36 protein-coding genes are annotated in these 24,845 nt (G+C 39.4%); 32 read left to right on the forward strand and 4 right to left on the reverse strand.

All coding sequences use genetic code 11. From position 1 onward, the window contains the following. The first annotated feature begins 30 nt into the window (after positions 1 to 30). Positions 31 to 954 carry a hypothetical protein gene (locus tag IL355_RS06095; protein WP_192461258.1) on the forward strand — a complete coding sequence of 308 codons (924 nt, stop codon included), beginning with the start codon at positions 31 to 33 and terminating at the stop codon, positions 952 to 954. Here the strand turns inward: IL355_RS06095 and IL355_RS06100 are convergent. Beyond that, complete coding sequence (locus IL355_RS06100; RefSeq protein WP_192461259.1) at positions 944 to 2,227, reverse strand: replication-associated recombination protein A; 1,284 nt, start codon at positions 2,225 to 2,227, stop codon at positions 944 to 946. The genes IL355_RS06095 and IL355_RS06100 overlap by 11 nt on opposite strands. Before the next feature lie 137 nt (positions 2,228 to 2,364). On the opposite strand from IL355_RS06100, the gene IL355_RS06105 reads away from it, so the two are divergent. Next, positions 2,365 to 3,105 carry a rhomboid family intramembrane serine protease gene (locus tag IL355_RS06105; RefSeq protein ID WP_192461260.1) on the forward strand — a complete coding sequence of 247 codons (741 nt, stop codon included), beginning with the start codon at positions 2,365 to 2,367 and terminating at the stop codon, positions 3,103 to 3,105. Between the two features lie 7 nt (positions 3,106 to 3,112). On the opposite strand, the gene rlmB is transcribed toward IL355_RS06105, so the two are convergent. The 3 genes from rlmB to IL355_RS06120 all read right to left on the reverse strand — a co-directional run bounded on the left by rlmB (position 3,113) and on the right by IL355_RS06120 (position 8,587). Then, positions 3,113 to 3,853, reverse strand: coding sequence for a 23S rRNA (guanosine(2251)-2'-O)-methyltransferase RlmB (gene rlmB / locus IL355_RS06110; protein ID WP_192461261.1), 741 nt, complete (start codon positions 3,851 to 3,853; stop codon positions 3,113 to 3,115). A 67-nt stretch (positions 3,854 to 3,920) separates the two neighbouring features. Continuing rightward, positions 3,921 to 5,345, reverse strand: coding sequence for a SusD/RagB family nutrient-binding outer membrane lipoprotein (locus IL355_RS06115; RefSeq protein ID WP_192461262.1), 1,425 nt, complete (start codon positions 5,343 to 5,345; stop codon positions 3,921 to 3,923). Between the two features lie 11 nt (positions 5,346 to 5,356). Beyond that, the gene (locus IL355_RS06120; protein WP_192461263.1) at positions 5,357 to 8,587 is read right to left on the reverse strand and encodes a SusC/RagA family TonB-linked outer membrane protein; all 3,231 of its coding nucleotides are present in this window, start codon (positions 8,585 to 8,587) and stop codon (positions 5,357 to 5,359) included. A gap of 645 nt (positions 8,588 to 9,232) precedes the next feature. Between IL355_RS06120 and rpsL the strand changes: the two genes are divergently transcribed. The 30 genes from rpsL to rpsD all read left to right on the forward strand — a co-directional run bounded on the left by rpsL (position 9,233) and on the right by rpsD (position 24,835). Beyond that, a complete protein-coding gene (gene rpsL, locus IL355_RS06125) occupies positions 9,233 to 9,607 on the forward strand; it encodes a 30S ribosomal protein S12 (protein WP_187459365.1) in 375 nt (124 codons plus the stop codon). Between the two features lie 61 nt (positions 9,608 to 9,668). Beyond that, positions 9,669 to 10,145, forward strand: coding sequence for a 30S ribosomal protein S7 (rpsG, locus tag IL355_RS06130; protein ID WP_187459366.1), 477 nt, complete (start codon positions 9,669 to 9,671; stop codon positions 10,143 to 10,145). 6 nt (positions 10,146 to 10,151) lie between these two features. Continuing rightward, positions 10,152 to 12,281, forward strand: coding sequence for an elongation factor G (gene fusA, locus IL355_RS06135; protein ID WP_192461264.1), 2,130 nt, complete (start codon positions 10,152 to 10,154; stop codon positions 12,279 to 12,281). A gap of 11 nt (positions 12,282 to 12,292) precedes the next feature. Continuing rightward, the gene (gene rpsJ / locus IL355_RS06140) at positions 12,293 to 12,598 is read left to right on the forward strand and encodes a 30S ribosomal protein S10 (RefSeq protein WP_007094989.1); all 306 of its coding nucleotides are present in this window, start codon (positions 12,293 to 12,295) and stop codon (positions 12,596 to 12,598) included. A gap of 202 nt (positions 12,599 to 12,800) precedes the next feature. Further along, a complete protein-coding gene (gene rplC / locus IL355_RS06145; protein ID WP_192461265.1) occupies positions 12,801 to 13,424 on the forward strand; it encodes a 50S ribosomal protein L3 in 624 nt (207 codons plus the stop codon). Further along, on the forward strand, positions 13,424 to 14,056 hold the full coding sequence (gene rplD, locus IL355_RS06150) for a 50S ribosomal protein L4 (RefSeq protein WP_192461266.1): 633 nt from the start codon (positions 13,424 to 13,426) through the stop codon (positions 14,054 to 14,056). Before rplC ends, rplD begins: the two co-directional genes overlap by 1 nt. A 3-nt stretch (positions 14,057 to 14,059) precedes the next feature. Next, complete coding sequence (gene rplW, locus IL355_RS06155; RefSeq protein ID WP_187459370.1) at positions 14,060 to 14,350, forward strand: 50S ribosomal protein L23; 291 nt, start codon at positions 14,060 to 14,062, stop codon at positions 14,348 to 14,350. A 9-nt stretch (positions 14,351 to 14,359) separates the two neighbouring features. Beyond that, a complete protein-coding gene (gene rplB / locus IL355_RS06160) occupies positions 14,360 to 15,184 on the forward strand; it encodes a 50S ribosomal protein L2 (protein WP_192461267.1) in 825 nt (274 codons plus the stop codon). A 13-nt stretch (positions 15,185 to 15,197) separates the two neighbouring features. Beyond that, a complete protein-coding gene (rpsS, locus tag IL355_RS06165) occupies positions 15,198 to 15,476 on the forward strand; it encodes a 30S ribosomal protein S19 (RefSeq protein ID WP_187459372.1) in 279 nt (92 codons plus the stop codon). A 3-nt stretch (positions 15,477 to 15,479) separates the two neighbouring features. Beyond that, the gene (gene rplV, locus IL355_RS06170) at positions 15,480 to 15,887 is read left to right on the forward strand and encodes a 50S ribosomal protein L22 (RefSeq protein ID WP_192461268.1); all 408 of its coding nucleotides are present in this window, start codon (positions 15,480 to 15,482) and stop codon (positions 15,885 to 15,887) included. A gap of 1 nt (position 15,888) precedes the next feature. Beyond that, on the forward strand, positions 15,889 to 16,611 hold the full coding sequence (gene rpsC / locus IL355_RS06175; RefSeq protein WP_187459374.1) for a 30S ribosomal protein S3: 723 nt from the start codon (positions 15,889 to 15,891) through the stop codon (positions 16,609 to 16,611). Positions 16,612 to 16,627: 16 nt separating this feature from the next. After that, positions 16,628 to 17,056, forward strand: a complete 429-nt coding sequence (rplP, locus tag IL355_RS06180; protein ID WP_187459375.1) for a 50S ribosomal protein L16 — start codon at positions 16,628 to 16,630, stop codon at positions 17,054 to 17,056. A 6-nt stretch (positions 17,057 to 17,062) separates the two neighbouring features. Further along, positions 17,063 to 17,254 (forward strand): 50S ribosomal protein L29, encoded by a 192-nt coding sequence (gene rpmC / locus IL355_RS06185; RefSeq protein ID WP_187459376.1) that lies wholly within the window; start codon positions 17,063 to 17,065, stop codon positions 17,252 to 17,254. A 13-nt stretch (positions 17,255 to 17,267) separates the two neighbouring features. Beyond that, entirely contained in the window at positions 17,268 to 17,528 is a 261-nt protein-coding gene (rpsQ, locus tag IL355_RS06190; RefSeq protein WP_187459377.1) for a 30S ribosomal protein S17, read from the forward strand. A gap of 2 nt (positions 17,529 to 17,530) precedes the next feature. Beyond that, on the forward strand, positions 17,531 to 17,899 hold the full coding sequence (gene rplN, locus IL355_RS06195; RefSeq protein WP_192461269.1) for a 50S ribosomal protein L14: 369 nt from the start codon (positions 17,531 to 17,533) through the stop codon (positions 17,897 to 17,899). 13 nt (positions 17,900 to 17,912) lie between these two features. Beyond that, on the forward strand, positions 17,913 to 18,227 hold the full coding sequence (rplX, locus tag IL355_RS06200; protein ID WP_192461270.1) for a 50S ribosomal protein L24: 315 nt from the start codon (positions 17,913 to 17,915) through the stop codon (positions 18,225 to 18,227). 2 nt (positions 18,228 to 18,229) lie between these two features. Beyond that, the gene (gene rplE / locus IL355_RS06205) at positions 18,230 to 18,781 is read left to right on the forward strand and encodes a 50S ribosomal protein L5 (protein ID WP_187459380.1); all 552 of its coding nucleotides are present in this window, start codon (positions 18,230 to 18,232) and stop codon (positions 18,779 to 18,781) included. Between the two features lies 1 nt (position 18,782). After that, complete coding sequence (rpsN, locus tag IL355_RS06210) at positions 18,783 to 19,052, forward strand: 30S ribosomal protein S14 (RefSeq protein ID WP_121849999.1); 270 nt, start codon at positions 18,783 to 18,785, stop codon at positions 19,050 to 19,052. 59 nt (positions 19,053 to 19,111) lie between these two features. Then, positions 19,112 to 19,510 (forward strand): 30S ribosomal protein S8, encoded by a 399-nt coding sequence (rpsH, locus tag IL355_RS06215; protein ID WP_187459381.1) that lies wholly within the window; start codon positions 19,112 to 19,114, stop codon positions 19,508 to 19,510. A 21-nt stretch (positions 19,511 to 19,531) separates the two neighbouring features. Further along, positions 19,532 to 20,074, forward strand: coding sequence for a 50S ribosomal protein L6 (gene rplF / locus IL355_RS06220; RefSeq protein ID WP_192461271.1), 543 nt, complete (start codon positions 19,532 to 19,534; stop codon positions 20,072 to 20,074). 9 nt (positions 20,075 to 20,083) lie between these two features. Continuing rightward, entirely contained in the window at positions 20,084 to 20,440 is a 357-nt protein-coding gene (rplR, locus tag IL355_RS06225; protein WP_192461272.1) for a 50S ribosomal protein L18, read from the forward strand. Positions 20,441 to 20,448: 8 nt separating this feature from the next. Continuing rightward, positions 20,449 to 20,973: a 30S ribosomal protein S5 gene (rpsE, locus tag IL355_RS06230; protein ID WP_187459384.1), complete on the forward strand. Its 525-nt coding sequence runs from the start codon at positions 20,449 to 20,451 to the stop codon at positions 20,971 to 20,973. Between the two features lie 12 nt (positions 20,974 to 20,985). Beyond that, positions 20,986 to 21,168 carry a 50S ribosomal protein L30 gene (gene rpmD, locus IL355_RS06235; protein WP_192461273.1) on the forward strand — a complete coding sequence of 61 codons (183 nt, stop codon included), beginning with the start codon at positions 20,986 to 20,988 and terminating at the stop codon, positions 21,166 to 21,168. Between the two features lie 13 nt (positions 21,169 to 21,181). Next, positions 21,182 to 21,634: a 50S ribosomal protein L15 gene (gene rplO / locus IL355_RS06240; protein ID WP_192461274.1), complete on the forward strand. Its 453-nt coding sequence runs from the start codon at positions 21,182 to 21,184 to the stop codon at positions 21,632 to 21,634. A 12-nt stretch (positions 21,635 to 21,646) separates the two neighbouring features. Then, the gene (gene secY / locus IL355_RS06245; protein WP_187459387.1) at positions 21,647 to 22,990 is read left to right on the forward strand and encodes a preprotein translocase subunit SecY; all 1,344 of its coding nucleotides are present in this window, start codon (positions 21,647 to 21,649) and stop codon (positions 22,988 to 22,990) included. Positions 22,991 to 22,992: 2 nt separating this feature from the next. Beyond that, positions 22,993 to 23,208 (forward strand): translation initiation factor IF-1, encoded by a 216-nt coding sequence (gene infA / locus IL355_RS06250; RefSeq protein WP_013305172.1) that lies wholly within the window; start codon positions 22,993 to 22,995, stop codon positions 23,206 to 23,208. Positions 23,209 to 23,228: 20 nt separating this feature from the next. Continuing rightward, positions 23,229 to 23,345 (forward strand): type B 50S ribosomal protein L36, encoded by a 117-nt coding sequence (ykgO, locus tag IL355_RS06255; RefSeq protein WP_010519235.1) that lies wholly within the window; start codon positions 23,229 to 23,231, stop codon positions 23,343 to 23,345. Positions 23,346 to 23,347: 2 nt separating this feature from the next. After that, positions 23,348 to 23,722, forward strand: coding sequence for a 30S ribosomal protein S13 (gene rpsM, locus IL355_RS06260; protein ID WP_192461275.1), 375 nt, complete (start codon positions 23,348 to 23,350; stop codon positions 23,720 to 23,722). Positions 23,723 to 23,735: 13 nt separating this feature from the next. Then, positions 23,736 to 24,140, forward strand: a complete 405-nt coding sequence (gene rpsK, locus IL355_RS06265; protein WP_187459389.1) for a 30S ribosomal protein S11 — start codon at positions 23,736 to 23,738, stop codon at positions 24,138 to 24,140. Positions 24,141 to 24,229: 89 nt separating this feature from the next. After that, positions 24,230 to 24,835: a 30S ribosomal protein S4 gene (rpsD, locus tag IL355_RS06270; RefSeq protein ID WP_192461276.1), complete on the forward strand. Its 606-nt coding sequence runs from the start codon at positions 24,230 to 24,232 to the stop codon at positions 24,833 to 24,835. The last annotated feature ends 10 nt before the right edge of the window (positions 24,836 to 24,845 follow it).

Raw genomic sequence — 24,845 nt, forward strand, 5'->3', positions numbered from 1 at the left:
CCTTTGTAAAATCGATTAAAGAAAAAGATTGTGAAGCATTTTTTCCTGGCCTTTATTCTATTGGCGTTATTTCCAGTATTGACAAAAGCACAAGTTAATGACTACAAATTTGTAGTTGTTCCTAAAAAGTTCGATGGTTTTAAAAAGGAAAACCAATATCAAACCAGTACTTTGGTAAAGTACCTTTTTACGGAGGAGGGGTTTGAAACAGCATATGCAGATGATTTGCCTTTGGAGCTGAATGCCAATCGTTGCAAGGCGCTCTTCGTCAAGTTGCTGGATAATTCCAACATGTTCACTACCAAAACAAGTCTGGTGTTGGAAGATTGCCAAGGAAGGGAAGTATTTATGACTCAAGAAGGAAAAAGTAAGGAAAAGGAATATAAAGAATCTTTTGGGGAGGCCATAAGAGAAGCATTTATTTCAGTTAAGGGGCTTAATTATCAATATTCAAGTAAGGAGTTGAATTCGGATCTCGTAACGGTTAGTTATCGCAACGATGTTAAGAACGTGGAAGAAAAATCTAAACCTAAAAATCTGAATCCTATGGTAGAGCAGAAGGCTACCATCGAGGAACAAAGCTATAAAGACCACACACCTATACCATCGCCTTTGAAAAAGATAGACCAGTCCGTGGTCAATCAGTCAGCCACCCAGTCCGTTCAAAGCTATGAGAGCAAAACTCCGAAAACCACGGACGTAAAAAGTGAGGTTTCATCTGTTGCGGAGCCAATTTCCGGCACCCTATATGCCCAAAAACTAGAGAACGGATATCAATTGGTGGACAACACCCCAAAAATAAGGATGAAAATATTCGAGACATCTATGCCCAATTATTACTTAGCGGATGCCGATGGTCAATCTGGGGTAGTTTTTGAAAAGGATGGTAACTGGTTCTTTGAATATCAAAAAGAGGGAAAAACGGTAACCCAAGAATTGGAAATTAAGTTTTAGGGTTGTATTTGTCCTTCCAACGATTGGTGATAAATTCCTTAATTCCTTTTTCTCTAGAATTGTTTCCCGGTTCGTAAAAATTGGTGCCAATAATTTCTTCGGGAAGAAATTCCATATTCACAAAATTGTTCTGATAGTCGTGGGCATATTTATACTCATCGCCGTAACCAAGGTCTTTCATTAATTTGGTAGGAGCATTTCTAAGAGGCAAGGGTACACTTAAATCCCCAGTTTCACGAACTTTTTGCTGTGCTTTGTTTATGGCCATATAACTTGCATTGCTTTTAGGCGACGTGGCTAAATAAATAGCACATTGGCTTAATATGATTCGTGCTTCGGGATAGCCAACAGTAGTTACGGCCTGAAATGCGTTATTAGCTATCACCAAAGCAGTAGGGTTGGCCAAACCAATATCCTCGGAAGCAGATATTAGCAATCTTCTAGCAATGAACTTTACATCCTCCCCACCTTCAATCATTCTTGCCAGCCAATAAACGGCGCCATTGGGATCACTTCCCCTAATCGATTTGATAAAAGCCGAAATAATGTCATAGTGCTGTTCTCCGGTTTTGTCATAGAGAACCGTATTTTTTTGAACTCTGGCCAGCACTAATTCATTAGTAATTTCAATAGAATCACCATCAACGGAATTAATGACCAATTCAAAAATATTCAAAAGCTTGCGCCCATCACCTCCAGATAGTTTTAATAAAGCTTCGGTTTCCTTAAGGTCAACTTTTTTCTTACTTAGTAGGGAATCTTGCTTTAAAGCACGCTTTAGAAGATTTTCTAAATCTTCTTTTCCAAAGGCATTTAGAATATACACTTGACATCTTGATAAAAGTGCAGGGATGACTTCAAAACTGGGGTTTTCCGTAGTGGCGCCAATTAGGGTGACCCATCCTTTTTCCACGGCCGCCAAGAGGGAATCTTGCTGCGATTTACTGAACCTGTGAATCTCGTCAATAAAAAGAATAGGATTTTTTGCCGTAAAAAGACCGCCGCTTTTCTTTGCTTTTTCAATGACCTCTCTAACATCCTTCACACCGCTATTAATCGCACTTAGAATGTAAAAGGGCCTATCGCTTTCATTTGCTATGATATTGGCCAAAGTGGTTTTCCCTGTACCTGGAGGACCCCATAGTATTAGAGAAGGAATGATTCCTCTTTTTATTTGCTGTGTCAAGGAGCCGTTTTCGCCAACCAAATGGCTTTGGCTTATATAGTCTTCTAGTGTTTTTGGCCGTATGCGTTCTGCTAGTGGTTCATTCATTTGACAAAATTAGGCAACTCTTTAAGTATTTCAAACGATAAATGAGTCAGGTGTTAAATTGGAATTGGAACTGCGATTGGCATGGTGACAAAGTTTCAGCAAAAAATAATTGGCTAACTTATTGATAATTTTGAATCATGTCCGAAAATCATTATTTCAAATTTACCAATGCTGTTGTAATAGCACCACTTTTTGCGGTATTGGCTATATGGACGGTTTACTATTTAGAGATTAGATTCCAGACCAATTGGAATGAATTCGGTATTTATCCAAAAACTGCTTTAGGCTTGCGAGGTATTCTTTTGAGTCCGTTTATTCATGGCTCGGTAGTGCATTTATATAATAATACCATACCCTTAGCAGTGTTATCAGCCTCTCTTTTCTACTTCTATAGAAAGATTGCTTGGAAGGTATTGATTTGTGGAGCTATTGGTGTGGGGTTGTTTACATGGGTAATTGGAAGGGCCTCGTATCATATAGGGGCAAGTGGTATAATCTATTTATTGGCAAGCTTTATATTTTTCAAGGGAATATTTACCAAACACTATCGGCTGGTTGCTCTTTCTCTGGGTATTGTTTTTATATATGGAAGTATGCTTTGGTATATCTTCCCAATTGAAGAAGGAATTTCTTGGGAAGGCCATTTGGGTGGATTTATTTTCGGATTTGTACTCGCCTATTTCTTGAAAGCGCCTACACCACCCCTTAAGAAATATCGATGGGAAGAGGAAAACTTTAATGCTCAAGAAGATCCTTTTCTAAAACATTTTGATGAGAAAGGAAACTTTATCGGCGAACAGGAATTACTGGAGCAAGAAAATGAATTGACCATCCATTACCACTACAAAGAAACGGAAGATGACACCCCAAACGAATAGTGTTATGTCATTTTTGCTGCCGCTGCCTCACTGCTTCATATAAAAAGATGGCACAGGCTACTGAAACGTTCAAACTTCCTATTTCTCCTAATAGTGGTATACTGGCCAAATCATCGACAGCCCTTAAGGTAGAAGGGGAGATGCCCCGGTCTTCTGAACCCATAACAATAGCGGTGGGACCAGTATAGTCAATTTGATAGAGGTCTGACTCTGTTTTTTCGGTCGCTGCCACCACTTTTACCCCGCTTCCTTGAAGATAGTACACCGCATCTTTAATGTGGTCCACTTTTACTATTGGTACTTTAAATGCCGCACCCGCAGAGGTTTTAATAGTATCGGCGGTTACTGGTGCGGCTCCCTTTTTTTGGATGATGATTCCGTTAACCCCTGAACATTCCGCTGTTCTAATAATCGCCCCAAAATTACGAACGTCTGAAAGTTGATCCAACAATAGAAACAAGGGTTGTTTTTCTCTTTCGATGACATCTTCGACCAAGGTTTCCAATTCGTAAAATTGAATAGGAGAGATGTTCGCAACTACCCCTTGGTGGTTGTTCTTGGTAATATGGTTCAGTTTTTCGAGAGGTACATAGTTGGGTTTGACCCCGCTCTTTCTGAGAAGGGTTTCAAGTTCCTTTGCAAGGCTTCCTTTAAGACCTCTTTGAATAAATACTTTATCGATTGGTTCGTTGGCATTGATGGCTTCCATTACCGCTCTGATACCATAGATTTGAGGTGTTTTTTGCATGGGGCAAATATAAACTAAAAAACCACCCTGTGAGAGGGTGGTTTTCTTCAATAAATAATAAACATTCTTAATTCACATCCCACCAAACCTTGGTAGTCATATCTGCTGGATTAGAAGATACTGCTGATAGAGAGGTTCCATTAGCGGTTGTTTCCGATAAGGGATATGGCATTCTAACAGGAATCGTATTAATTACCGCAGCAGCAGGAGCAGAAAGAGCAGGAAAGTCCAATCTTCTCCACTCATTCCAAGCCTCAATACCCTTAGCATATAGAGCAATCCATTTTTGAACACCAATGGATTCTTTCCAATTTCCAGCGTCATAAGGATTGTTGCTTAAATAATCAGCAATAGCAGCTGCATCTTCAATACCCCAATAGTTCATAGATGCTGTTACCGCATTGTTGTAAGCGGTTTCGGCATCTCCACTGAGAATTCCTCTTTCGTAGGCTTCTGCCAGCAAAAATTGTACTTCGGCATAAGACATTACAACATGTGGAGTAGTTGCCGCTCTAACGGCATCACCAGGTCTGGAAGTAGAAGCTTTCAGTGCCGTAGCAGCGTTATCTGTTAATCCATATTCTAGACCAACAATTGAACCGCCAGCCGCTGGATTGGCATAAACCTCAAGACGCGGGTCTCCCAAATCATTTAGAGTAGTAACTAGAAATTCTGAAACTGCGTAATCATCTCTATTGTCCAAGTTAACATTTTGCCAAAGAGGATTTGAACGATCAGGTGCTGAATCGAAAGTAAACAGTGCATCTTCCTCATTACTGGAAATTAAGTTGGACGAAGCCATAGTTACATATGTTGAGGCCGTACCAGGGTCTATATCTGCCAACCTCATTGCATATTTAAGCATCAAGGAATTGGTAAGCTTTATCCAGTTGTTTACATTCCCATTGTAAAGAACGTCTCCACTATCAAAAGATGGAGAAGATGTATTAAAACTGTTTCTAGCTTCTTCTAAAGTGGAAAGAATACCTTTATATACAGTTTCTTGGGAGTCATAAGCTGGTAAATCAATTTCTGTATCTAAGGATTCTGTGTATGGAATCGCACCAAAACTATCGGTTAGGAAACCATATGCCTGTGCACTCATTACATTTAAGATATTTGTCCTATTGGTTTTGATTGCATCGGATACATCTTGTGCCTCTACCAACGTTTTTGCTGCATCCAATTCCTTAAGGACAGATACGTAAACTTCTGTCCATGTGGCATTAAAAGTGCTTACTGTTTGGTTATATCGCTGATCTTGGGTGTATTCGTTTTCGGCCCACTGTTGGGTCATTAACAATCCCCAACCTGCATTAACGGCAGGCCCTGCCAAACGATCATAAAATGTATATTGAGCAGTTGTAAGTAACGTTGACGGGCTTACACTTACAGCACTGTTTGGATCAACATTAAGTTCTTCAAGCCCATTGTCACATCCCAGGATAAATCCTGCAGATAAGATTAGTGTTAAAAATTTATTTCTTTTCATAATTTCTTTGTTTAAAATTTAGCGGATAGATTAACACCAAAGGACCTAGTTGCTGGCACTTGTGAATTTTCCAAACCTTGGGCGTTTCCTGCTCCTGCTATAATTTGAGGGTCAATATAGGGAACATCAGCAGATAGAATGGCTAAATTTCTTCCAAATACACTTAAGTTAAGGTCTTTAATTGGAGTTCCTTTTATGAATTTTGCAGGGAATGAATAGGACAACCTTACATCTCTCAACTTAACAAAACTAGCATCATAAACATGGCTAGCTGCACGTTGATAATTATCAGTATGGTAGCCTTGTGCATCTATTCTTGTGGTGTTGGGTGCTCCTGATTCCGTAACACCCGGCAATAAAAGACCATTGGCCCTTATATCACTTTCACCGTTAAATGAAACCGTTTCCGGTAACATACCTGAATATTTGGCCCACATTAAAGATGCTGAATGGATAATGCCACCTTCTTGAAAATCTACCAAACCTGATAAAGTGAAATTTTTATATCTAAAAGAAGTGTTAATTCCACCAACATAATCGGCGATTGCAGATCCTAAATAAACTCTATCATCTGTATAAAGATAAGCCCCGTCATCTCCAACTACTTTATTACCGTTTTCATCGCGGATAAAATCTTGTCCAAATACGGCCATATATGGTTTGCCTTCTTGTATTCTCAAATCTGCTCCCCAAGTTGCTGTCACATTGATGCTCTCTACAATAGATTCTCCATTTTCGTCTTTCAATAATTCAACAACTTCGTTTTCTTGTTTAGTTACATTAAATCCGATATCCCAGGTAAAATCTTCAGTTCTTATTGGAGTTACATTCAACTGTAGTTCAATACCCTTATTCTTCATGCTACCCGCATTCAAAAGTTTTGAGGAATAACCTGTGGTAGATGAGGTAGGTACATTAAATATTTGATCTTCTGTCAAACGATCATAATAGGAAGCGTCTAAAGTTAATCTACTCTGGAATAATCTAACAGAAATACCGAATTCAGTTTCTGTTGTCAACTCATTTACCAAATCAGGGTTTTGCTGAGAGTTTGGCACGGTGTACATTGGCAAACTTCCAAAATTTGGTGTAAGTGGGTTGTAAACATCAGTTAATCTATATGGATCGGCATCGTTACCTGCCTGAGCAATACTTGCCCTAAGTTTTACAAAGTTTACGATGTCATTGTTTCTTAAGAAATCCAATTCTGTCAAAACAAAACTCATAGACGCTGCAGGATAGAAATAACTGTTATTGTCTGCAGGTAAAGTAGATGACCAGTCATTTCTAGCAGATAAGTCTAAATAGAGCATATCTTTAAACCCAAAACTGGTAGAACCAAAAATACTATTAATTCCCTTGTCAGCTTGATAGGTTTCGGCGTTGACAGCGGCACTAGAGTTGCTTACATTAAAAAATTTATCTACAACCAAACCTCCAGATGTAGAAACCGTATGTCTCTTGGTGTATTGTCTCATTCTGTTGGCACCAAGCAAACCTGTGAAAGAGAAATCTTCTGAAAAGTCTGTCTGGTAGTTCAATCGAACTTCAAAGTTATTTTCTTGGAACTTCCTTTCTGTCTCAACATATTTAGATTGGTCAATACCTCGTTGAGGTATTCCTTCCCGTAAGCTAAATTGAGTAATATCTGTACCGAATTGGGAGGATAAACTTAAACCTTTAGTAATCTCATAAGAGAAGTTTGCGTTCCCAAAAACTCTATTTCTCCAATCTTCTTGAAGAAAGTTATTTCTTACCCAGTATGGGTTATCAAAGTAGTTTGGAAATGAATCGAACTCTAATAAGTTACCATTATCGTCTTCAATAATACCTGTAGCGTTCCATGTATATTGTTCTCCAAGAGTTGTATTTTGTTGTGACTTAAGTCTGTCAACATCCAGTTGAGTTTGCCACCACTGATAAAAACCTTGTAACGGATTACCATTGTTATAACCTGTGATGTTTCTATTCTGAGCATCTGTACGTATATAGCTCATGGAAACACCTGCAGTTAATTTTTCGGTAAGATTATAGGTAGAGTTAAGGCTTACCGTATTTCTTTGTAGAGAACCTCCCGGAGTCGTACCTGTCTGATCTAAATTCGTATATGACAACCTAAACGAACCCTTGTCATCAGATCCACTTAAGGCAATGCTGTTCATCATAGTCAAACCTGTATTGAAAAATGATTCATAAGAGTTTGGCGGAGCCACCCATGGTCTAGTTTCTTTGTAGTTGCTAGCACCTGGATCCCATGAATCCCAATGTCTTACCAAAACATTAGAATTGTATTTAGGACCCCAAGAACCATCTTTTCCGTAATTAGGAGCTAAATAAGAAACGCCATCTTGCGTGAATTCATTGAAACCGCTAGCCGTATCATAAATAGAACCACCACCGTAAGTTTGTTGATGGGGGATTAAATTTCTTACTTCATCCATGGTAACACTACTTTCAAAGGAGACGCCAAGCCCCTTATTGGAAGAACCATTTTTTGTAGTAATAAGAATTACACCATTTGCACCTCTAGATCCATAAATAGCAGTCGCTGCAGCACCTTTAAGTACGGACATTGTTTCAATACTTGAAGGATCTAAGTCTGATGCGGTATTACCGTAATCGTAAGCGTTATCTCCAAAACCACGCTCCTGATCTTGAGAAGAAAAGCTTTGGTTGCTGATAGGCACTCCATCAACTACAAATAAAGGCTGGTTGTTGCCAAGAAAAGAGTTGGAACCCCTGATAGTAATTCTTGATGAACCACCTAGAGCTGAAGAACTTCCCTGAATTTGAACACCAGATACTTTACCCTGAAGTGAGTTAACAATATTAACCTCTTTAGTTTCTTCGATGCTTTCACCAGAAACTTCCTGCACCGCGTAACCAATGGCTTTTTCAGCTTTGGTAATTCCCATTGCGGTTACTACAACCTCTTCTAGTGACTCGGCATCTTCCGTCATTTGAAGATTAATAGTGTTTGATGCTCCTACGGCTCGAGTTTCGGTCTTGTAACCGAGGTAAGAGAAGGATAGAGTTTGACCTTGACTAGCGTTTATGGCATAGTTTCCGTCAAAATCTGTTTGGGTTCCTACCGTGGTTCCTTGCACCACAATATTAACCCCCGGTAAAGGTAGTCCATCCGCGTCGGCCACCGTACCGGTAATGGTTTTGTCTTGTGCAAAAGTTATTTGCACGAACAACGCTAAAAATAGCGTCAACAATCCTCTGTGTTTTGCTCTCATTTTATAATTATTTGAATTAGCTGAAGGCAAAAATCATAATTTAACGTTAATAATGCAATTATTTTTAACTAAAACTTATGCATGCATAATAAAAAATCTGTTAGATAATGGTAGTTTATGGTCTTTTTTTATGATAATTCCACAGATTTTGTTAGTTGTGTTACGGAAATGAGGCTTTTTACCTCTCCCTAATAGAAATCGTCGGTGTAATATGTTAAAAAATTCTTGATTTTTCAATAATGGGGGTTTTGGCCTGTTTTTCATAAAATAAATAAGAATATCACTACAATAGCGTAAGTTTTAGCCTGCTTTTTGCGTATTGTCTGCCTTTTTGTTCTGTTTTTTTGTACCTGATTGTTGGGTTAACCAAATTTTTTGAGTTGTATTGATTTGTTGGTTGCGGTAAGAATATGTTCTGTTTTTCTTCCCGCAAATTGATCTTTGATCTCATTGCTTTTCTTTTCTGCGTTTGGTGTTGCGTTTTCTAACCTATTTAAAGGCTTTAATGGGGGGTGTTTTGGGTAACTGTATGAAGTGTTCAATAAATCTTTGAAAATTAATGAATAAGAATTTGAATTTTTGAGAAATAGTCTTACATTTGCCGACCCTTAAACAAGGGGTTATTTTATACACATATAATATAGTATGCCAACAATTTCACAATTAGTACGAAAAGGAAGGTCCACGATTACTAAGAAGAGTAAATCGGCTGCTTTGGATTCTTGTCCTCAAAGAAGAGGGGTTTGTACACGTGTTTACACTACTACTCCAAAAAAACCTAACTCTGCCATGAGAAAAGTGGCTAGGGTAAGGTTGACCAATGGAAAAGAGGTGAACGCTTACATTCCTGGTGAGGGACATAATCTCCAAGAGCACTCGATAGTATTAGTAAGGGGCGGAAGGGTGAAAGATTTGCCTGGTGTTAGGTATCATATCGTTAGAGGGGCTTTGGACACCGCTGGTGTTGCAGGCCGTACTCAACGTAGATCTAAATACGGTGCAAAAAGACCCAAGAGCTAAATGATTTAAGAGGTTAGGGGTTTTGCGTTGAACGTAAGGTTCTTTTCCTAAAACAAACAAAATGAGAAAAAGACAGGCAAAAAAGAGACCGCTTTTACCAGATCCGCGTTACGGAGACCAATTGGTTACCCGTTTTGTTAATATGATGATGTGGGATGGTAAAAAATCTATCGCTTTTAACGTGTTTTATAACGCGATGGATATAGTGGAAGAAAAAAAGACCGATGATGAAAAGTCGGCTTTGGAATTGTGGAAAGATGCACTTTCCAATGTAATGCCCCATGTTGAGGTTAGAAGTAGAAGAGTGGGAGGTGCTACATTTCAGATTCCAATGCAAATTCGTCCAGATCGTAAAATTTCAACGGCTATGAAGTGGTTGATCAGTTTTGCGAGAAAAAGGAATGAAAAAGGTATGGCCCAAAAATTGGCCGCTGAAATCTTGGCTGCTGCCAAAGAGGAAGGTGCGGCTGTTAAGAAAAGGGTTGATACTCATAAGATGGCAGAAGCAAATAAAGCATTTTCCCACTTTAGATTTTAATCAACAATGGCAAGAGATTTAAAATATACAAGAAATATTGGTATTGCTGCGCATATTGATGCTGGTAAAACTACTACCACAGAGCGTATCCTTTTTTATACAGGTGTAAGCCATAAAATTGGAGAGGTTCACGATGGTGCCGCTACCATGGACTGGATGGAGCAAGAGCAGGAGCGTGGTATTACTATTACTTCTGCGGCTACTACCTGTACATGGAGGTTTCCAATGGAAAATGCCCAGGCATTGCCTGATACTAAGGATTATCACTTCAATATTATAGATACTCCCGGACACGTGGATTTTACCGTTGAGGTAAATAGATCTTTACGTGTTTTGGACGGATTGGTTTTTCTTTTTAGTGCGGTAGATGGTGTTGAGCCACAATCTGAAACTAACTGGCGATTGGCTGATAATTATAAGGTTCCTAGAATCGGTTTTGTTAATAAAATGGACCGTCAGGGTGCTAATTTCCTTAATGTTTGTAATCAGGTTAAGGAAATGTTGGGTTCCAATGCCGTGCCAATCGTATTGCCAATAGGTGACGAGGCCGATTTTAAAGGTATCGTGGATTTGGCGAAAAATAGGGCCATTGTGTGGCATGATGAGAATTTCGGTTCTACTTTTGATGTGGTGGACATTCCTGCTGAAATGCAAGATGAAGTTAAGGAGTATAGAGCTGCCTTGATTGAAGCTGTTGCTGAATATGATGAGGAGTTGATGGAGAAATTCTTTGAGGATGAGGATTCTATCACGGAGGAGGAGGTTCATGCTGCTTTAAGGGCTGCTGTAATGGATCGTGCCATTATTCCTATGGTTTGTGGTTCGTCCTTTAAAAATAAAGGAGTTCAGTTCTTGTTGGATTGTGTTTGCAGATATTTGCCTTCTCCGTTGGATAAGGACGATATCGTGGGTACCAATCCTGATACTGGGTCTGAAGTAACTAGAAAGCCAGATGTTAAGGAGCCTTTCTCGGCCTTGGCGTTCAAAATCGCTACTGATCCATTCGTTGGTAGGTTGGCATTCTTTAGAACGTATTCTGGTAGATTGGATGCGGGTTCGTATATATTGAACAATAGATCTGGTAAAAAAGAGCGTATCTCTCGTATTTATCAAATGCATTCCAACAAACAAAATGCAATTGAATATATAGAAGCTGGGGATATAGGTGCGGCCGTTGGTTTTAAGGATATTAAAACCGGGGATACCATGTCCGCTGAGAATGCGCCTATTGTATTGGAGTCCATGGATTTCCCGGATCCCGTAATCGGTATTGCTGTTGAGCCTAAAACAAAGGCTGATGTGGACAAGTTGGGTATGGCTTTGGCTAAATTGGCTGAGGAAGATCCTACTTTCCAGGTTAAAACAGATGAAGCCTCAGGTCAGACTATTATTTCTGGTATGGGAGAGCTTCACTTGGATATCATTGTAGATAGATTAAGACGTGAATTTAAGGTTGAGGTAAGTCAAGGTCAGCCTCAGGTTGAATATAAGGAAGCACTTACCAGAGAGGCTGGTCACAGGGAGACTTACAAGAAGCAATCTGGTGGTCGAGGTAAATTTGCTGATATCGTATTTACCATGGGTCCTGCCGATTCTGAAGAAACTGAAGGTCTTGAGTTTGTGAATGAAATTAAGGGTGGTAACATACCTAAAGAGTTTATTCCAGCTGTAGAGAAAGGTTTCAAGGATGCCATGAAAAATGGGCCGTTGGCTGGTTTTGAAATGGATAGTATGAAGGTTGTTTTAAAGGATGGTTCCTTCCACGCAGTGGATTCCGATTCACTATCTTTTGAGCTTGCCGCTAAAATGGGTTACAAGTCTGCTGCGAAAGCTGCTGGGGCTGTTCTTATGGAGCCTATTATGAAAATTGAAGTATTGACTCCAGAGGAAAACATGGGTGACATTGTTGGTGACCTTAACCGTAGAAGGGGTACTATCTCCAACATGAGTGATAGAGCCGGTTCTAAAGTTGTTAAGGGAGAGGTTCCGTTATCTGAAATGTTTGGGTACGTAACTTCCTTGAGAACATTATCATCTGGTAGAGCTACTTCAACTATGGAGTTCTCGCACTATGCTGAGACACCATCGAATATTGCTGAAGAAGTTATTAAAGCAGCTAAAGGAGTAACCGCTTAATTGTTAAAGAAATGAGCCAAAAAATTAGGATAAAACTTAAATCTTACGATCATAATTTGGTAGATAAATCTGCTGAGAAAATCGTAAAAACGGTAAAGACTACCGGGGCAGTGGTTACTGGTCCAATACCTTTACCAACTCATAAAAAAATATTTACTGTTTTGCGTTCACCTCACGTGAACAAGAAATCTAGGGAACAATTTCAATTGAGTTCTTACAAGAGGCTTTTGGATATTTACAGTTCCTCTTCCAAAACTATTGATGCTCTTATGAAATTAGAGCTTCCTAGTGGTGTTGAAGTAGAGATTAAGGTGTAAGTAATACAGTAAACTGCCTAGAGAATAGGTAGTGGACATGTCCTAAGCTGCGTGCGAGGGAAAAACGGAACAAAAATTAATTCGGGGTCGGATAATTTTTGACCCTGTTTTTTTGTCCTAAAGTTGAGAGTATTAATTAAATAAATATAAACGAGCATAGGGTTTTGGATAAAATCTAAAATGCTCAAAATGTAAATCAATTATGTCTGGGTTAATAGGAAAAAAGGTAGGCATGACCAGCATCTTTGACGAGAATGGAAAGAACGTTCCATGTACCGTTATCGAGGCAGGACCATGTGTGGTTACCCAAGTCAGAACCGAAGAAGTTGATGGCTATACAGCTTTACAGCTTGGTTTCGATGACAAGGCAGAAAAGCGTGCTAACAAGGCCGAAGCAGGTCACTTTAAAAAAGCAGGCACTTCTCCTAAAAGAAAGGTCGTTGAATTTCAAGGTTTTGAAGGGGAGTACAAATTAGGAGACACCGTAGGTGTTGATTTGTTTACTGAAGGTGAGTTTGTTGATGTGGTAGGAACTTCGAAAGGAAAAGGCTTTCAAGGGGTTGTTAAGCGTCATGGTTTTGGTGGTGTAGGTCAACAGACACACGGTCAACACAACAGGTTAAGAGCACCGGGTTCTATTGGTGCGGCCTCATATCCTGCTAGAGTTTTCAAGGGAATGAAAATGGCCGGTAGAATGGGTGGAGAACGTGTTACCGTTCAGAACCTACGTGTGTTAAAAGTAGTTCCGGAAAAGAACCTTTTGGTGGTAAAAGGTGCTATTCCAGGTCATAAAAATTCTTACGTAACTATTCAAAGGTGGGAGTAATGAAGGTAGCAGTTTTAGATATTAAAGGAAAAGAAACAGGGAGAAGCGCAGAGCTATCAGATGCTGTTTTTGGTATAGAACCTAACGATCACGCTGTATATTTAGATGTAAAGCAGTATTTGGCGCATCAGCGTCAAGGTACGCATAAAGCTAAGGAGCGTGGTGAGATTGCGGGTAGTACTCGTAAGATAAAAAAGCAAAAAGGTACAGGTACTGCCCGTGCCGGTAGTATTAAATCTCCAATTTTTAGAGGCGGTGGTAGAATTTTTGGTCCTAGACCAAAAGATTATAGCCAAAAGCTTAATAAAAACGTAAAGAGATTGGCTAGAAAATCTGCCCTTAGTATGAAATCTAAGGAGAAGGCCATTTTAGTTGTGGAAGATTTTAGTTTTGATACGCCAAAAACAAAGGAATTCAAGGATATTTTGACTTCTTTGGGTATCGAAAACAAAAAGTCTTTGATAGTCTTGGGTGATTCAAATAATAGCGTATATTTGTCTTCGCGAAATTTGAAGGGCTCAGAAGTTATAACTTCCTCAGAAATAAGTACTTATAAAATACTGAATGCTAACAACGTGGTGTTCTTGGAAGGTGCTTTAGAAGGATTGGAGTCGAATTTAAATAAAAAGTAAGCCATGAGCGTGTTGATAAAACCGATAATTACCGAAAAAATGACCGCTGAAAGCGAGTTGTACAATAGGTACGGCTTTATTGTGAATCCTAGTGCTAATAAATTGCAGATTAAGGATGCGGTAGAGTCTACTTATGGAGTTGCGGTCAAGAAGGTAAGGACTATGAACTATGGTCCTACTAGAAAGACGCGTTATACCAAAACTGGTATCCAGCATGGTAAGACCAATTCGGTCAAGAAAGCTATTGTTGATGTTGTTGAAGGTGACATCATTGATTTTTACAGTAATCTATAAAGACGGAAAATGTCAGTTAGAAAATTAAAACCTATCACTCCTGGACAGCGTTTTAGAGTAGTAAACGGATTTGACGCGCTTACTGCTGATAAGCCGGAGAAGAGCTTGCTCGCTCCGTTAAAAAAGTCGGGAGGTAGAAACAGTCAAGGAAAGATGACCATGCGCCATAGAGGTGGAGGTCACAAGAGAAGGTATCGTATTATTGATTTTAAAAGGGATAAGCAAGATGTTGCTGCAACCGTAAAATCTATTCAGTACGATCCAAACAGAACGGCCTTTATAGCATTGTTGGAGTATGCTGATGGTGAAAAAAGATATGTTATTGCTCAGAATGGTTTGCAAGTAGGTCAGCAGGTTTCTGCTGGTGAATCTGCAGCTCCAGAAATAGGTAATGCATTGCCGTTAAGTGCTATTCCTTTGGGTACCATAATCTCTTGTATAGAGTTGAGGCCAGGTCAGGGAGCTATAATGGCAAGAAGTGCGGGTACTTTTGCGCAGCTTATGGCGAAGGAAGGTAAGTTTGCTACTGTAAAAATGCCTTCTGGTGAAACAAGGTTGATTTTGTCTGCTTGTTTGGCGACCATTGGTGCTGTTTCCAATTCGGATCACCAGTTATTGGTTTCAGGTAAAGCTGGTAGAAGCAGATGGTTAGGTAGAAGGCCTAGAACTAGACCGGTTGCAATGAACCCGGTTGATCACCCAATGGGTGGTGGTGAAGGAAGGGCTTCTGGAGGTCACCCAAGATCAAGAAACGGTATTCCTGCTAAGGGTTATAGAACTCGTGTTAGGACTAAGAAGACCAATAGATATATTTTAGAACGTAGAAAGAAATAAAAAGTAGAAAGAAATGGCACGTTCATTAAAAAAAGGACCATACGTTCACTATAGCCTGGAAAAGAAAGTCCAGCAAAATGTATCTTCTGGAAAGAAGAGTGTGATCAAAACATGGTCAAGAGCATCGATGATTACACCGGACTTTGTGGGTCTAACGATAGCAGTTCATAATGGTAGACAATTTGTTCCTGTTTTTGTGACTGAAAACATGGTAGGGCACAAGTTGGGTGAATTTTCTCCTACAAGATCTTTTAGAGGTCATGCGGGAGCTAAGAATAAAGGAAAGAAGTAAGCTATGGGAGTTCGTAAAAAACAAATGGCCGAGAGGTTAAAGGCTGAAAAAAAGCAGATTGCTTTTGCTAAGTTGAACAACTGTCCAACTTCACCAAGGAAAATGCGCTTGGTTGCGGATTTGATTAGAGGGGTAGAAGTGGATAAAGCTTTGGCTATCCTAAGGTTCAATTCTAAGGAATCTTCGAGAAAACTTGAAAAGCTTTTGTTGTCTGCTTTGGCAAACTGGCAAGCAAAGAATGAGGATGCTAGTGTTGAGGATGCCGGACTTGTTGTAAGAGAAGTGCGTGTAGATGGCGGCACCATGTTGAAAAGATTACGTCCTGCTCCTCAAGGAAGGGCGCATAGAATAAGAAAGCGTTCAAACCATGTTACATTGGTTTTGGGGTCTAACAATAATATAGAAAGCTAGAATGGGACAGAAAACAAATCCAATAGGAAATCGTCTTGGAATCATCAGAGGTTGGGAGTCTAACTGGTATGGTGGAAACGATTATGGTGACAAATTGGCGGAGGATAACAAAATCCGTAATTATATCCATGCTCGTTTGGCAAAAGCTAGTGTTTCTAGAGTGATCATTGAGCGTACCCTTAAACTTATCACTATCACGGTAACCACTGCTAGGCCAGGTATTATCATTGGTAAAGGTGGTCAAGAAGTAGATAAGCTTAAAGAAGAGCTTAAGAAAATTACCAATAAAGAAGTTCAGATCAATATTTACGAAATAAAAAGACCTGAACTTGATGCAAATCTTGTTGCGGCAAGTATTGCTCGCCAGATAGAGAGCAGAATTTCTTTCAGAAGGGCAATTAAGATGGCTATTGCCGCTGCAATGAGAATGAATGCCGAGGGTATTAAAGTTCAAATTTCTGGACGTTTGAACGGAGCTGAAATGGCTCGTTCGGAATCATATAAAGATGGGCGTATTCCATTGTCTACTTTTCGTGCGGATATAGATTATGCTTTACAGGAGGCTCAAACTACCTATGGTAAATTAGGTATTAAAGTTTGGATCATGAAAGGTGAAGTGTACGGTAAGCGTGATTTGTCTCCACTAGTTGGAATGACTAAAGGTCAATCTGGAAAAGGTGGTGATAAAAGAGAAGGTGGAAGAAAATCTCGTCGTAGAAAGTAATTTAAAAAAGTAAGCAATGTTACAGCCAAAAAGAACCAAGTTTCGAAAGATGCAGAAAGGCCGCATGAAAGGAAATGCGGGCAGAGGTTTTCAGTTGTCGAACGGTATGTTCGGTATCAAAACTTTGGATTCTAAATTTATAACATCACGTCAGATTGAGGCGGCACGTATTGCAGCCACAAGATATATGAAAAGGCAAGGTCAGCTTTGGATCAAAATTTTTCCGGACAAGCCTATTACCAAAAAACCTCTTGAGGTACGTATGGGTAAAGGTAAAGGTGCTCCTGAGTATTTTGTAGCTGTGGTGAAGCCAGGTAGGGTTTTGTTTGAGGTAGCAGGTGTGCCTTTGGATGTTGCAAAAGAGGCATTGAGACTTGCTGCTCAGAAACTTCCGGTGAGAACCAAGTTTATTGTGGCCCGTGATTATGTTGAAGAAACAATTTAAGGTATCATGAAAAATAAAGAAATCAAAGAATTGTCCGTAGAGGAGCTTAAGGATAAGCTTGCTGAGTACAAAAAGCAACATGCAGACCTTAAAATGGCACATTTTGTTACACCATTGGAAAATCCGCTTCAAGTTAGAACGGCGAGAAGAACGGTGGCTAGATTGGCAACGGAATTAACTAATAGGGAAAACCAATAATTGGTTCTGCTTTATGGAAGATAAAAGAAATTTAAGAAAAGAGAGAATAGGGGTGGTAACCAGTAACAAGATGGAGAAGTCCATTGTTGTGTCTGAGGTGAAGCGAGTAAAGCACCCTATGTACGGTAAGTTCGTTTTGAAAACGAAGAAGTATGTTGCTCATGACGAGAAGAACGACTGTAAGGAAGGGGATACTGTTAAAATAATGGAAACCCGCCCGTTGAGCAAGACCAAGTGTTGGAGATTAGTAGAAATCTTAGAAAGAGCTAAATAATTATGTTACAGCAGGAATCAAGATTAAAGGTAGCAGACAATACGGGAGCTAAGGAGGTTTTGACCATTAGAGTTTTAGGTGGTACGAAACGTAGATATGCTTCAGTTGGAGATAAAATTGTTGTTGCCGTAAAGGAGGCTACTCCAAACGGTGGTATTAAAAAAGGTGCTGTATCAACAGCAGTGGTGGTGAGAACTAAAAAAGAGGTAAGAAGACCGGATGGTTCTTACATTCGTTTTGATGACAATGCTTGTGTGTTGTTGAACCCTACTGGTGAAATGAGAGGAACCCGTGTTTTTGGACCTGTGGCTCGTGAGCTTCGTGATAAGCAGTTTATGAAGATTGTTTCATTGGCCCCTGAGGTACTTTAATATAGTTGATATCATGATAAAGTTAAAGATAAAAACAGGAGATACGGTAAGAGTTGTTGCTGGAGACCATAAAGGTACAGAAGGTAAGGTCTTGACCGTTGATCGGGAAAAGAACAAGGCTATCGTAGAAGGAGCGAACTTGGTTTCAAAACATGAGAAGCCAAGTGCACAAAACCCTCAAGGTGGTATTGTTAAGAAGGAAGCTCCTATCCATATTTCAAACCTAGCGTTGATAGATGCTAAGTCTGGTGAGGTAACTAGGGTAGGATACGAAGTAAGGGACGGAAAGAAAGTTCGTGTTTCCAAGAAATCCAATGAAGTAATATAGTTATGGCTTACGTTTCAAGGTTAAAGACAGAATATAAGGAGCGTATTGTAAGCGCTCTTAAAGAAGAATTTGGGTACAACAATATAATGGAGGTTCCCAAACTTCAGAAGATTGTAGTGAGTAGAGGTATTGGTGCTGCTGTTGCTGATAAGAAGTTGATTGACCATGCGGTTGAGGAACTTACTACTATTACTGGACAAAGAGCGGTGCCAACAATGTCTAAAAAAGACGTTGCTGCCTTTAAATTGCGTAAAGGAATGCCAATTGGAGCCAAGGTTACGCTTAGAGGTGAAAGAATGTATGAGTTTTTGGATAGATTGATTACTTCTGCATTACCTCGGGTTCGTGATTTTCAAGGAATCCGTGCTACTGGGTTTGATGGTAGGGGTAATTACAGTTTGGGTGTGACCGAACAAATTATCTTTCCGGAAATCAATATTGATAAAATCAATAGGATTAACGGAATGGATATTACCTTTGTGACCTCTGCGCAAACAGATAAGGAAGCAAAATCCCTTTTAACTGAATTAGGATTACCGTTTAAAAAGAATTAGAATGGCTAAAGAATCAATGAAGGCCCGTGAGCGTAAAAGGGCTAAAACTGTTGCAAAATATGCTGAGAAAAGAAAAGCTTTGAAAGAAGCTGGCGATTACGAAGCATTGCAAAAATTGCCACGTAACGCTTCTCCAGTACGTATGCACAATCGTTGTAAACTTACGGGTAGACCAAAAGGGTATATGAGAACTTTTGGTATCTCTAGGGTTATGTTCAGGGAAATGGCCAACCAAGGTTTAATTCCTGGTGTTAAGAAGGCAAGCTGGTAAAAGAGTTTAACTGGTTTCAGGTTCGTTAATGGCGAAAACCGTTACCAAATTATATAGAAATGGTTACAGATACTATTGCAGATTATCTTACGAGAATCAGAAATGCCAGCAGAGCTGGTCACAGAGTGGTGGAGATTCCATCATCAAAAGTAAAAAGGGAAATAACTAAAATATTGTTCGATCAAGGGTATATTTTAAGTTATAAGTTTGAAGAGGATAATTTTCAAGGGACTATTAAAATAGCCTTGAAATATGATAAGGCTACTAAGGAGCCGGTTATCAGAAAAATACAAAGGGTGAGTAAGCCAGGTTTACGTAAGTATACCGGGGCAGATACACTACCTAGGGTGTTGAACGGTTTAGGTATTGCAATTGTCTCTACTTCACATGGGGTTATGACAAGTAAGCAAGCCAAAAACGAAAATGTAGGTGGCGAGGTACTTTGCTACGTATATTAATAAGTAATAAAGTATTAAGAAATGTCAAGAATAGGTAATAGTCCGATTGTAATTCCAGAAGGAGTTACTGTAGATATAAAGGATAACGAGATTGTTGTAAAGGGAAAATTGGGTGAATTAACTCAAGATTTTTCTGCAGTTGACATCAAGGTTGAAGAAGGTAAAGTAGTAGTAGAGAGACCTTCAGATTCTAAACCTCATAAAGCAAAACATGGTTTGTACCGTGCTCTAATCAACAATATGATCAATGGTGTGTCTAAAGGATGGACCAAAGAATTGGAGTTGGTGGGTGTAGGTTACCGTGCGAGCAACCAGGGTCAAAAATTGGATTTGGCTTTAGGTTTTTCCCACAATATAGTTTTGGATTTAGCTCCTGAAATCAAGGTGGAGACTACTTCAGAAAAAGGAAAGAACCCTATTGTTAAATTGACATCTCACGACAAGCAATTGGTAGGTCAGATAGCTGCTAAGATTAGATCTTTCCGTAAGCCAGAGCCTTACAAAGGAAAGGGTGTTAAGTTTGTTGGCGAGCAATTACGAAGAAAAGCAGGTAAATCAGCTTAATAGTATATCATGGCATTATCAAAGAGCGAAAGAAAACAGAGAATACACAGAAGAATCAGAAAGGTTTCTTCTGGTACTGCGGAAAGACCAAGATTGTCCGTATTTAGAAGTAACAGTGCAATATATGCCCAAGTTATCAATGATGTTGAAGGGGTGACCTTGGCGTCTGTTTCTTCAAGGGACAAAAATTTGGCTGAAGTAAAAGGATCTAAATCGGAAATTGCAACTGCCGTAGGTAAAGCAATAGCTGAAAAATGTAAAGAAGCTGGCATTGAAAAAGTTGCCTTTGATAGAGGAGGTAACCTATATCATGGAAGAGTGAAAGCATTGGCCGATGGGGCTCGTGAAGCAGGACTTAATTTTTAAATAATACTATGTACCAGAAATATAAGAACGTAGAGACTGTTAAACCTGGCGGTTTAGATTTAAAAGATAGATTGGTAGGTATTCAACGGGTTACCAAGGTTACCAAGGGTGGTAGAGCATTCGGTTTTTCTGCTATCGTAGTAGTTGGAGATGAAAATGGAGTTGTTGGTAGTGGTTTGGGCAAATCCAAAGAGGTGGCCACCGCTATTGCCAAGGCTATAGAAGATGCAAAGAAAAATTTGATTAGAATTCCTTTGAATAAAGGAACTTTGCCACATGAGCAAAAAGGTAAATTCGGTGGAGCTAGGGTTTATATACAACCTGCTTCCCATGGTACCGGTGTAATTGCTGGTGGCGCTGTTCGTGCGGTATTGGAATCTGTGGGGGTACAAGATGTACTCTCTAAATCTCAAGGATCTTCTAACCCTCATAACGTTGTAAAAGCCACTTTTGATGCTTTATTACAATTAAGGGATGCAGGAACAGTAGCTAAACAAAGAGGAGTATCCTTGGATAAAGTATTTAAAGGATAATAGAAGAATATTATGGCTAAGAAAATACAGGTAAAACAGCTTAAGAGCAGTATCAAGAAACCGCAGAACCAAAAGCGTACTTTAGAGGCTTTGGGTCTTAAAAGAATTGGTCAGGTAGTAGAACATGAGGCTACATCCAATATTCTTGGTATGATAGATAAAGTTAAACATTTGGTTTCCACTCAGGAAGCTTAATAGAAGAGATACAATGAATTTAAGCAATCTTAAACCAGCAGGTGGTTCAGTAAGCAATTCAGGTAAAAGAGTTGGTAGAGGACAAGGTTCAGGAAAAGGTGGTACGGCTACCCGTGGACATAAAGGTGCCAAGTCTAGATCTGGATATTCAAAGAAAATTGGTTTTGAAGGTGGTCAGATGCCATTACAGCGTCGTGTTCCTAAATTCGGTTTTACGAACATTAACCGTGTAGCTTATAAAGGAGTCAATTTGGATAAATTACAGGAATTGGTAGACAATAAAATTGTTACCGATACTGTGACTGTTGAAACTCTAGTGGAAAACGGTTTGGCTAAAAGAAAGGATTTAGTAAAAATATTGGGCGGTGGGGAACTTAAAGCTTCCCTTAAAGTGTCCGTGCATAAATTTACGGCTAGTGCAAAAGCGGCCATTGAAGCAGCTGGCGGAGAGGCAATAAATTTATAAGCATACCCTACTATGAAGAAATTTTTCGAGACCATATCCAACATTTGGAAAATAGAAGAGCTAAGGAATCGCATTTTGATTACGCTTAGCCTTCTTTTGGTATACCGTTTTGGTTGTCAAATAGTTCTTCCTGGGATTGATTCTACTCAATTGGCGGCCTTGGCTTCCGGAACGGACCAAGGTATTTTTGGTCTCTTGAATGCTTTTACTGGTGGGGCTTTTGCCAATGCATCAGTTTTTGCTTTGGGTATTATGCCGTATATCTCTGCATCTATTGTAGTACAGTTGATGAGTATCGCTATTCCCTATCTTCAGAAATTGGATAAGGAAGGGGAGAGTGGAAGAAAGACTAAAAATCAAATTACGCGTTGGTTAACAATTGGTATTTGTGTTGTTCAGGCTCCTGCTTATCTGTACGGTTTGGAAGCGTTTGGTGTTCAAGACAGTGCATTCTTGTTAGGGAAAGGTCTTGATTTCATGATTCCAGCGGTAGTTATTCTTGTTACCGGTTGTGTTTTTGCAATGTGGTTGGGAGAGAAAATTACTGATAAGGGTATTGGTAACGGTATTTCATTATTGATTATGATTGGGATTATAGCTACGATGCCTCAATCATTTGTTCAGGAATTTATTTCAAGGACAACCAACAATACTGGTGGCTTGATGTTCATTTTAATCGAGGTAATACTTTGGTTCTTGGTCATTCTTGCTAGTGTTCTGTTGGTGATGGCGACACGCCAGATACCGGTTCAATACGCTAGAAGGACTGCTTCCGGGGGTTATGAAAAGAACATCATGGGTTCTAGACAATATATTCCACTGAAGCTTAATGCCTCTGGTGTTATGCCTATAATTTTTGCTCAGGCAATTATGTTTGCCCCTAGTTTGATCGGTAAAACATTCAATAATACTGCCGCGGGTCAATGGATGGAAGTTCAGTTTCAAGATATATTCGGATTGGCTTACAATATTTTGTTCGCTGTTTTGATTATTATCTTCACTTACTTCTATACGGCCATTACGGTTCCAACAAATAAAATGGCCGATGATTTGAAAAGAAGCGGTGGTTTTATACCTGGAATTAGACCGGGAAAAGAGACAGGGGATTTTTTAGATAAGGTAATGTCTTTGATAACTCTACCAGGTTCTGTATTTTTGGCCATTTTAGCGGTATTACCTGCTATCGTGGTAAAATTGATGGACATTCAGCAAGGTTGGGCTTTATTTTACGGAGGAACATCGCTACTTATTATGGTAGGTGTTGCCATTGATACCGTTCAACAGGTAAATGCATATTTGTTGAATAGACATTATGATGGATTAATGAAGACTGGTAAAAATAGAAAAGTAGCATAATTATGGCGAAACAAGCAGCAATAGAGCAAGATGGATCTATAATTGAAGCATTGTCTAATGCAATGTTCCGCGTAGAATTAGAAAATGGTCATGTGGTTACGGCCCATATCTCTGGAAAGATGCGTATGCATTATATTAAATTACTTCCTGGGGATAAGGTTAAGTTAGAGATGAGTCCGTATGACCTTACCAAAGCTAGAATTACCTATAGATATTAAAACGAGAGAAAGACAGCAAGATGAAAGTTAGAGCATCAATAAAGAAAAGAAGCGCCGACTGCAAGATTGTACGCAGAAAGGGCAGGTTGTATGTAATCAACAAAAAGAATCCTAGATTTAAACAAAGACAAGGATAATTATGGCAAGAATTGCGGGTATAGACATACCAAAACAAAAGAGAGGTGTAATTGCCTTGACCTACATTTTCGGTATTGGTAGAAGTAGGGCTAAAGAAATTTTGGAGAAAGCCAATGTGAGTGAGGATACAAAAGTATCTGAATGGAACGATGATGAAATTGGACGTATAAGGGAAGCTGTTTCCAGTTATACTATTGAAGGTGAACTTCGTTCAGAAACTCAGTTGAACATTAAGCGTTTAATGGATATTGGTTGCTACCGTGGTATTCGTCATAGAGCTGGTCTTCCACTTCGCGGTCAACGTACCAAGAATAATTCTAGGACTAGAAAAGGAAAAAGAAAAACGGTTGCTAATAAGAAAAAGGCAACTAAATAATAAGTAGGTTATTATGGCAAAGGCAACTTCAAAAGCAGGTGCAAAAGCGGCTAAAAAACGTAAAGTAATCGTTGACTCGGTGGGCGAGGCTCACGTAACCGCATCTTTCAATAATATCATTATTTCCCTTACCAATAAAAAAGGGGATGTTATTTCTTGGTCATCGGCAGGTAAAATGGGCTTCAGGGGTTCTAAGAAGAATACTCCTTACGCAGCTCAAGTAGCTGCTGAAGAATGTGCTAAAACCGCACATGAAGCTGGATTAAGAAAAGTAAAAGTTTATGTAAAAGGACCAGGTAACGGCAGGGAATCTGCTATCCGTGCTGTCCACAACTCTGGTATTGAGGTAACGGAGATAGTTGACGTTACACCAATGCCTCACAATGGTTGTAGACCTCCAAAAAGAAGAAGAGTTTAATTTATTCAAATTTATTTCACCGGAAATGTAGTTAACGATTATCGAAGGATAAGCCTTAATTCATAATCACATTTCCAAATTATTAGAAAATGGCAAGATACACAGGACCTAAAAGTAAGATAGCCCGTAAATTTGGTGAGGCAATCTTTGGAGACGACAAGTCTTTCGAAAAGAAAAATTATCCCCCAGGACAACATGGTAACAACAGACGTCGCGGTAAGAAGTCTGAGTATGCGGTGCAGTTGATGGAGAAGCAAAAAGCCAAGTACACTTATGGTATACTTGAAAAACAATTTAGAAACATTTTCGCTAATGCCAAAAGGAAAGAGGGCGTTACTGGTGAAATATTGCTTCAATTGTGTGAGTGTAGATTAGATAATGTTGTTTTCCGCATGGGGATTGCCCCATCAAGAAGAGGAGCCAGACAATTGGTTAGCCATAGGCATATTACTGTTAACGGTGAATTGGTTAACATTCCTTCATATACTTTAAAAGCGGGTGATGTTGTTGGTGTTCGTGAGAAATCTAAGTCACTTCAAGTGATTCAAGAATCATTGGATTCCCAAAATAATGTTTATGAGTGGCTAACTTGGAACTCCGAAAAGAAAGAAGGTACTTTTGTTTCTGTGCCAGAAAGAATTCAAATTCCAGAGAATATCAAAGAACAATTAATAGTTGAGCTTTACTCTAAATAACATAGAACAC

The organism is Euzebyella saccharophila, from assembly GCF_014855495.1.
Taxonomy (GTDB): domain Bacteria; phylum Bacteroidota; class Bacteroidia; order Flavobacteriales; family Flavobacteriaceae; genus Euzebyella; species Euzebyella saccharophila.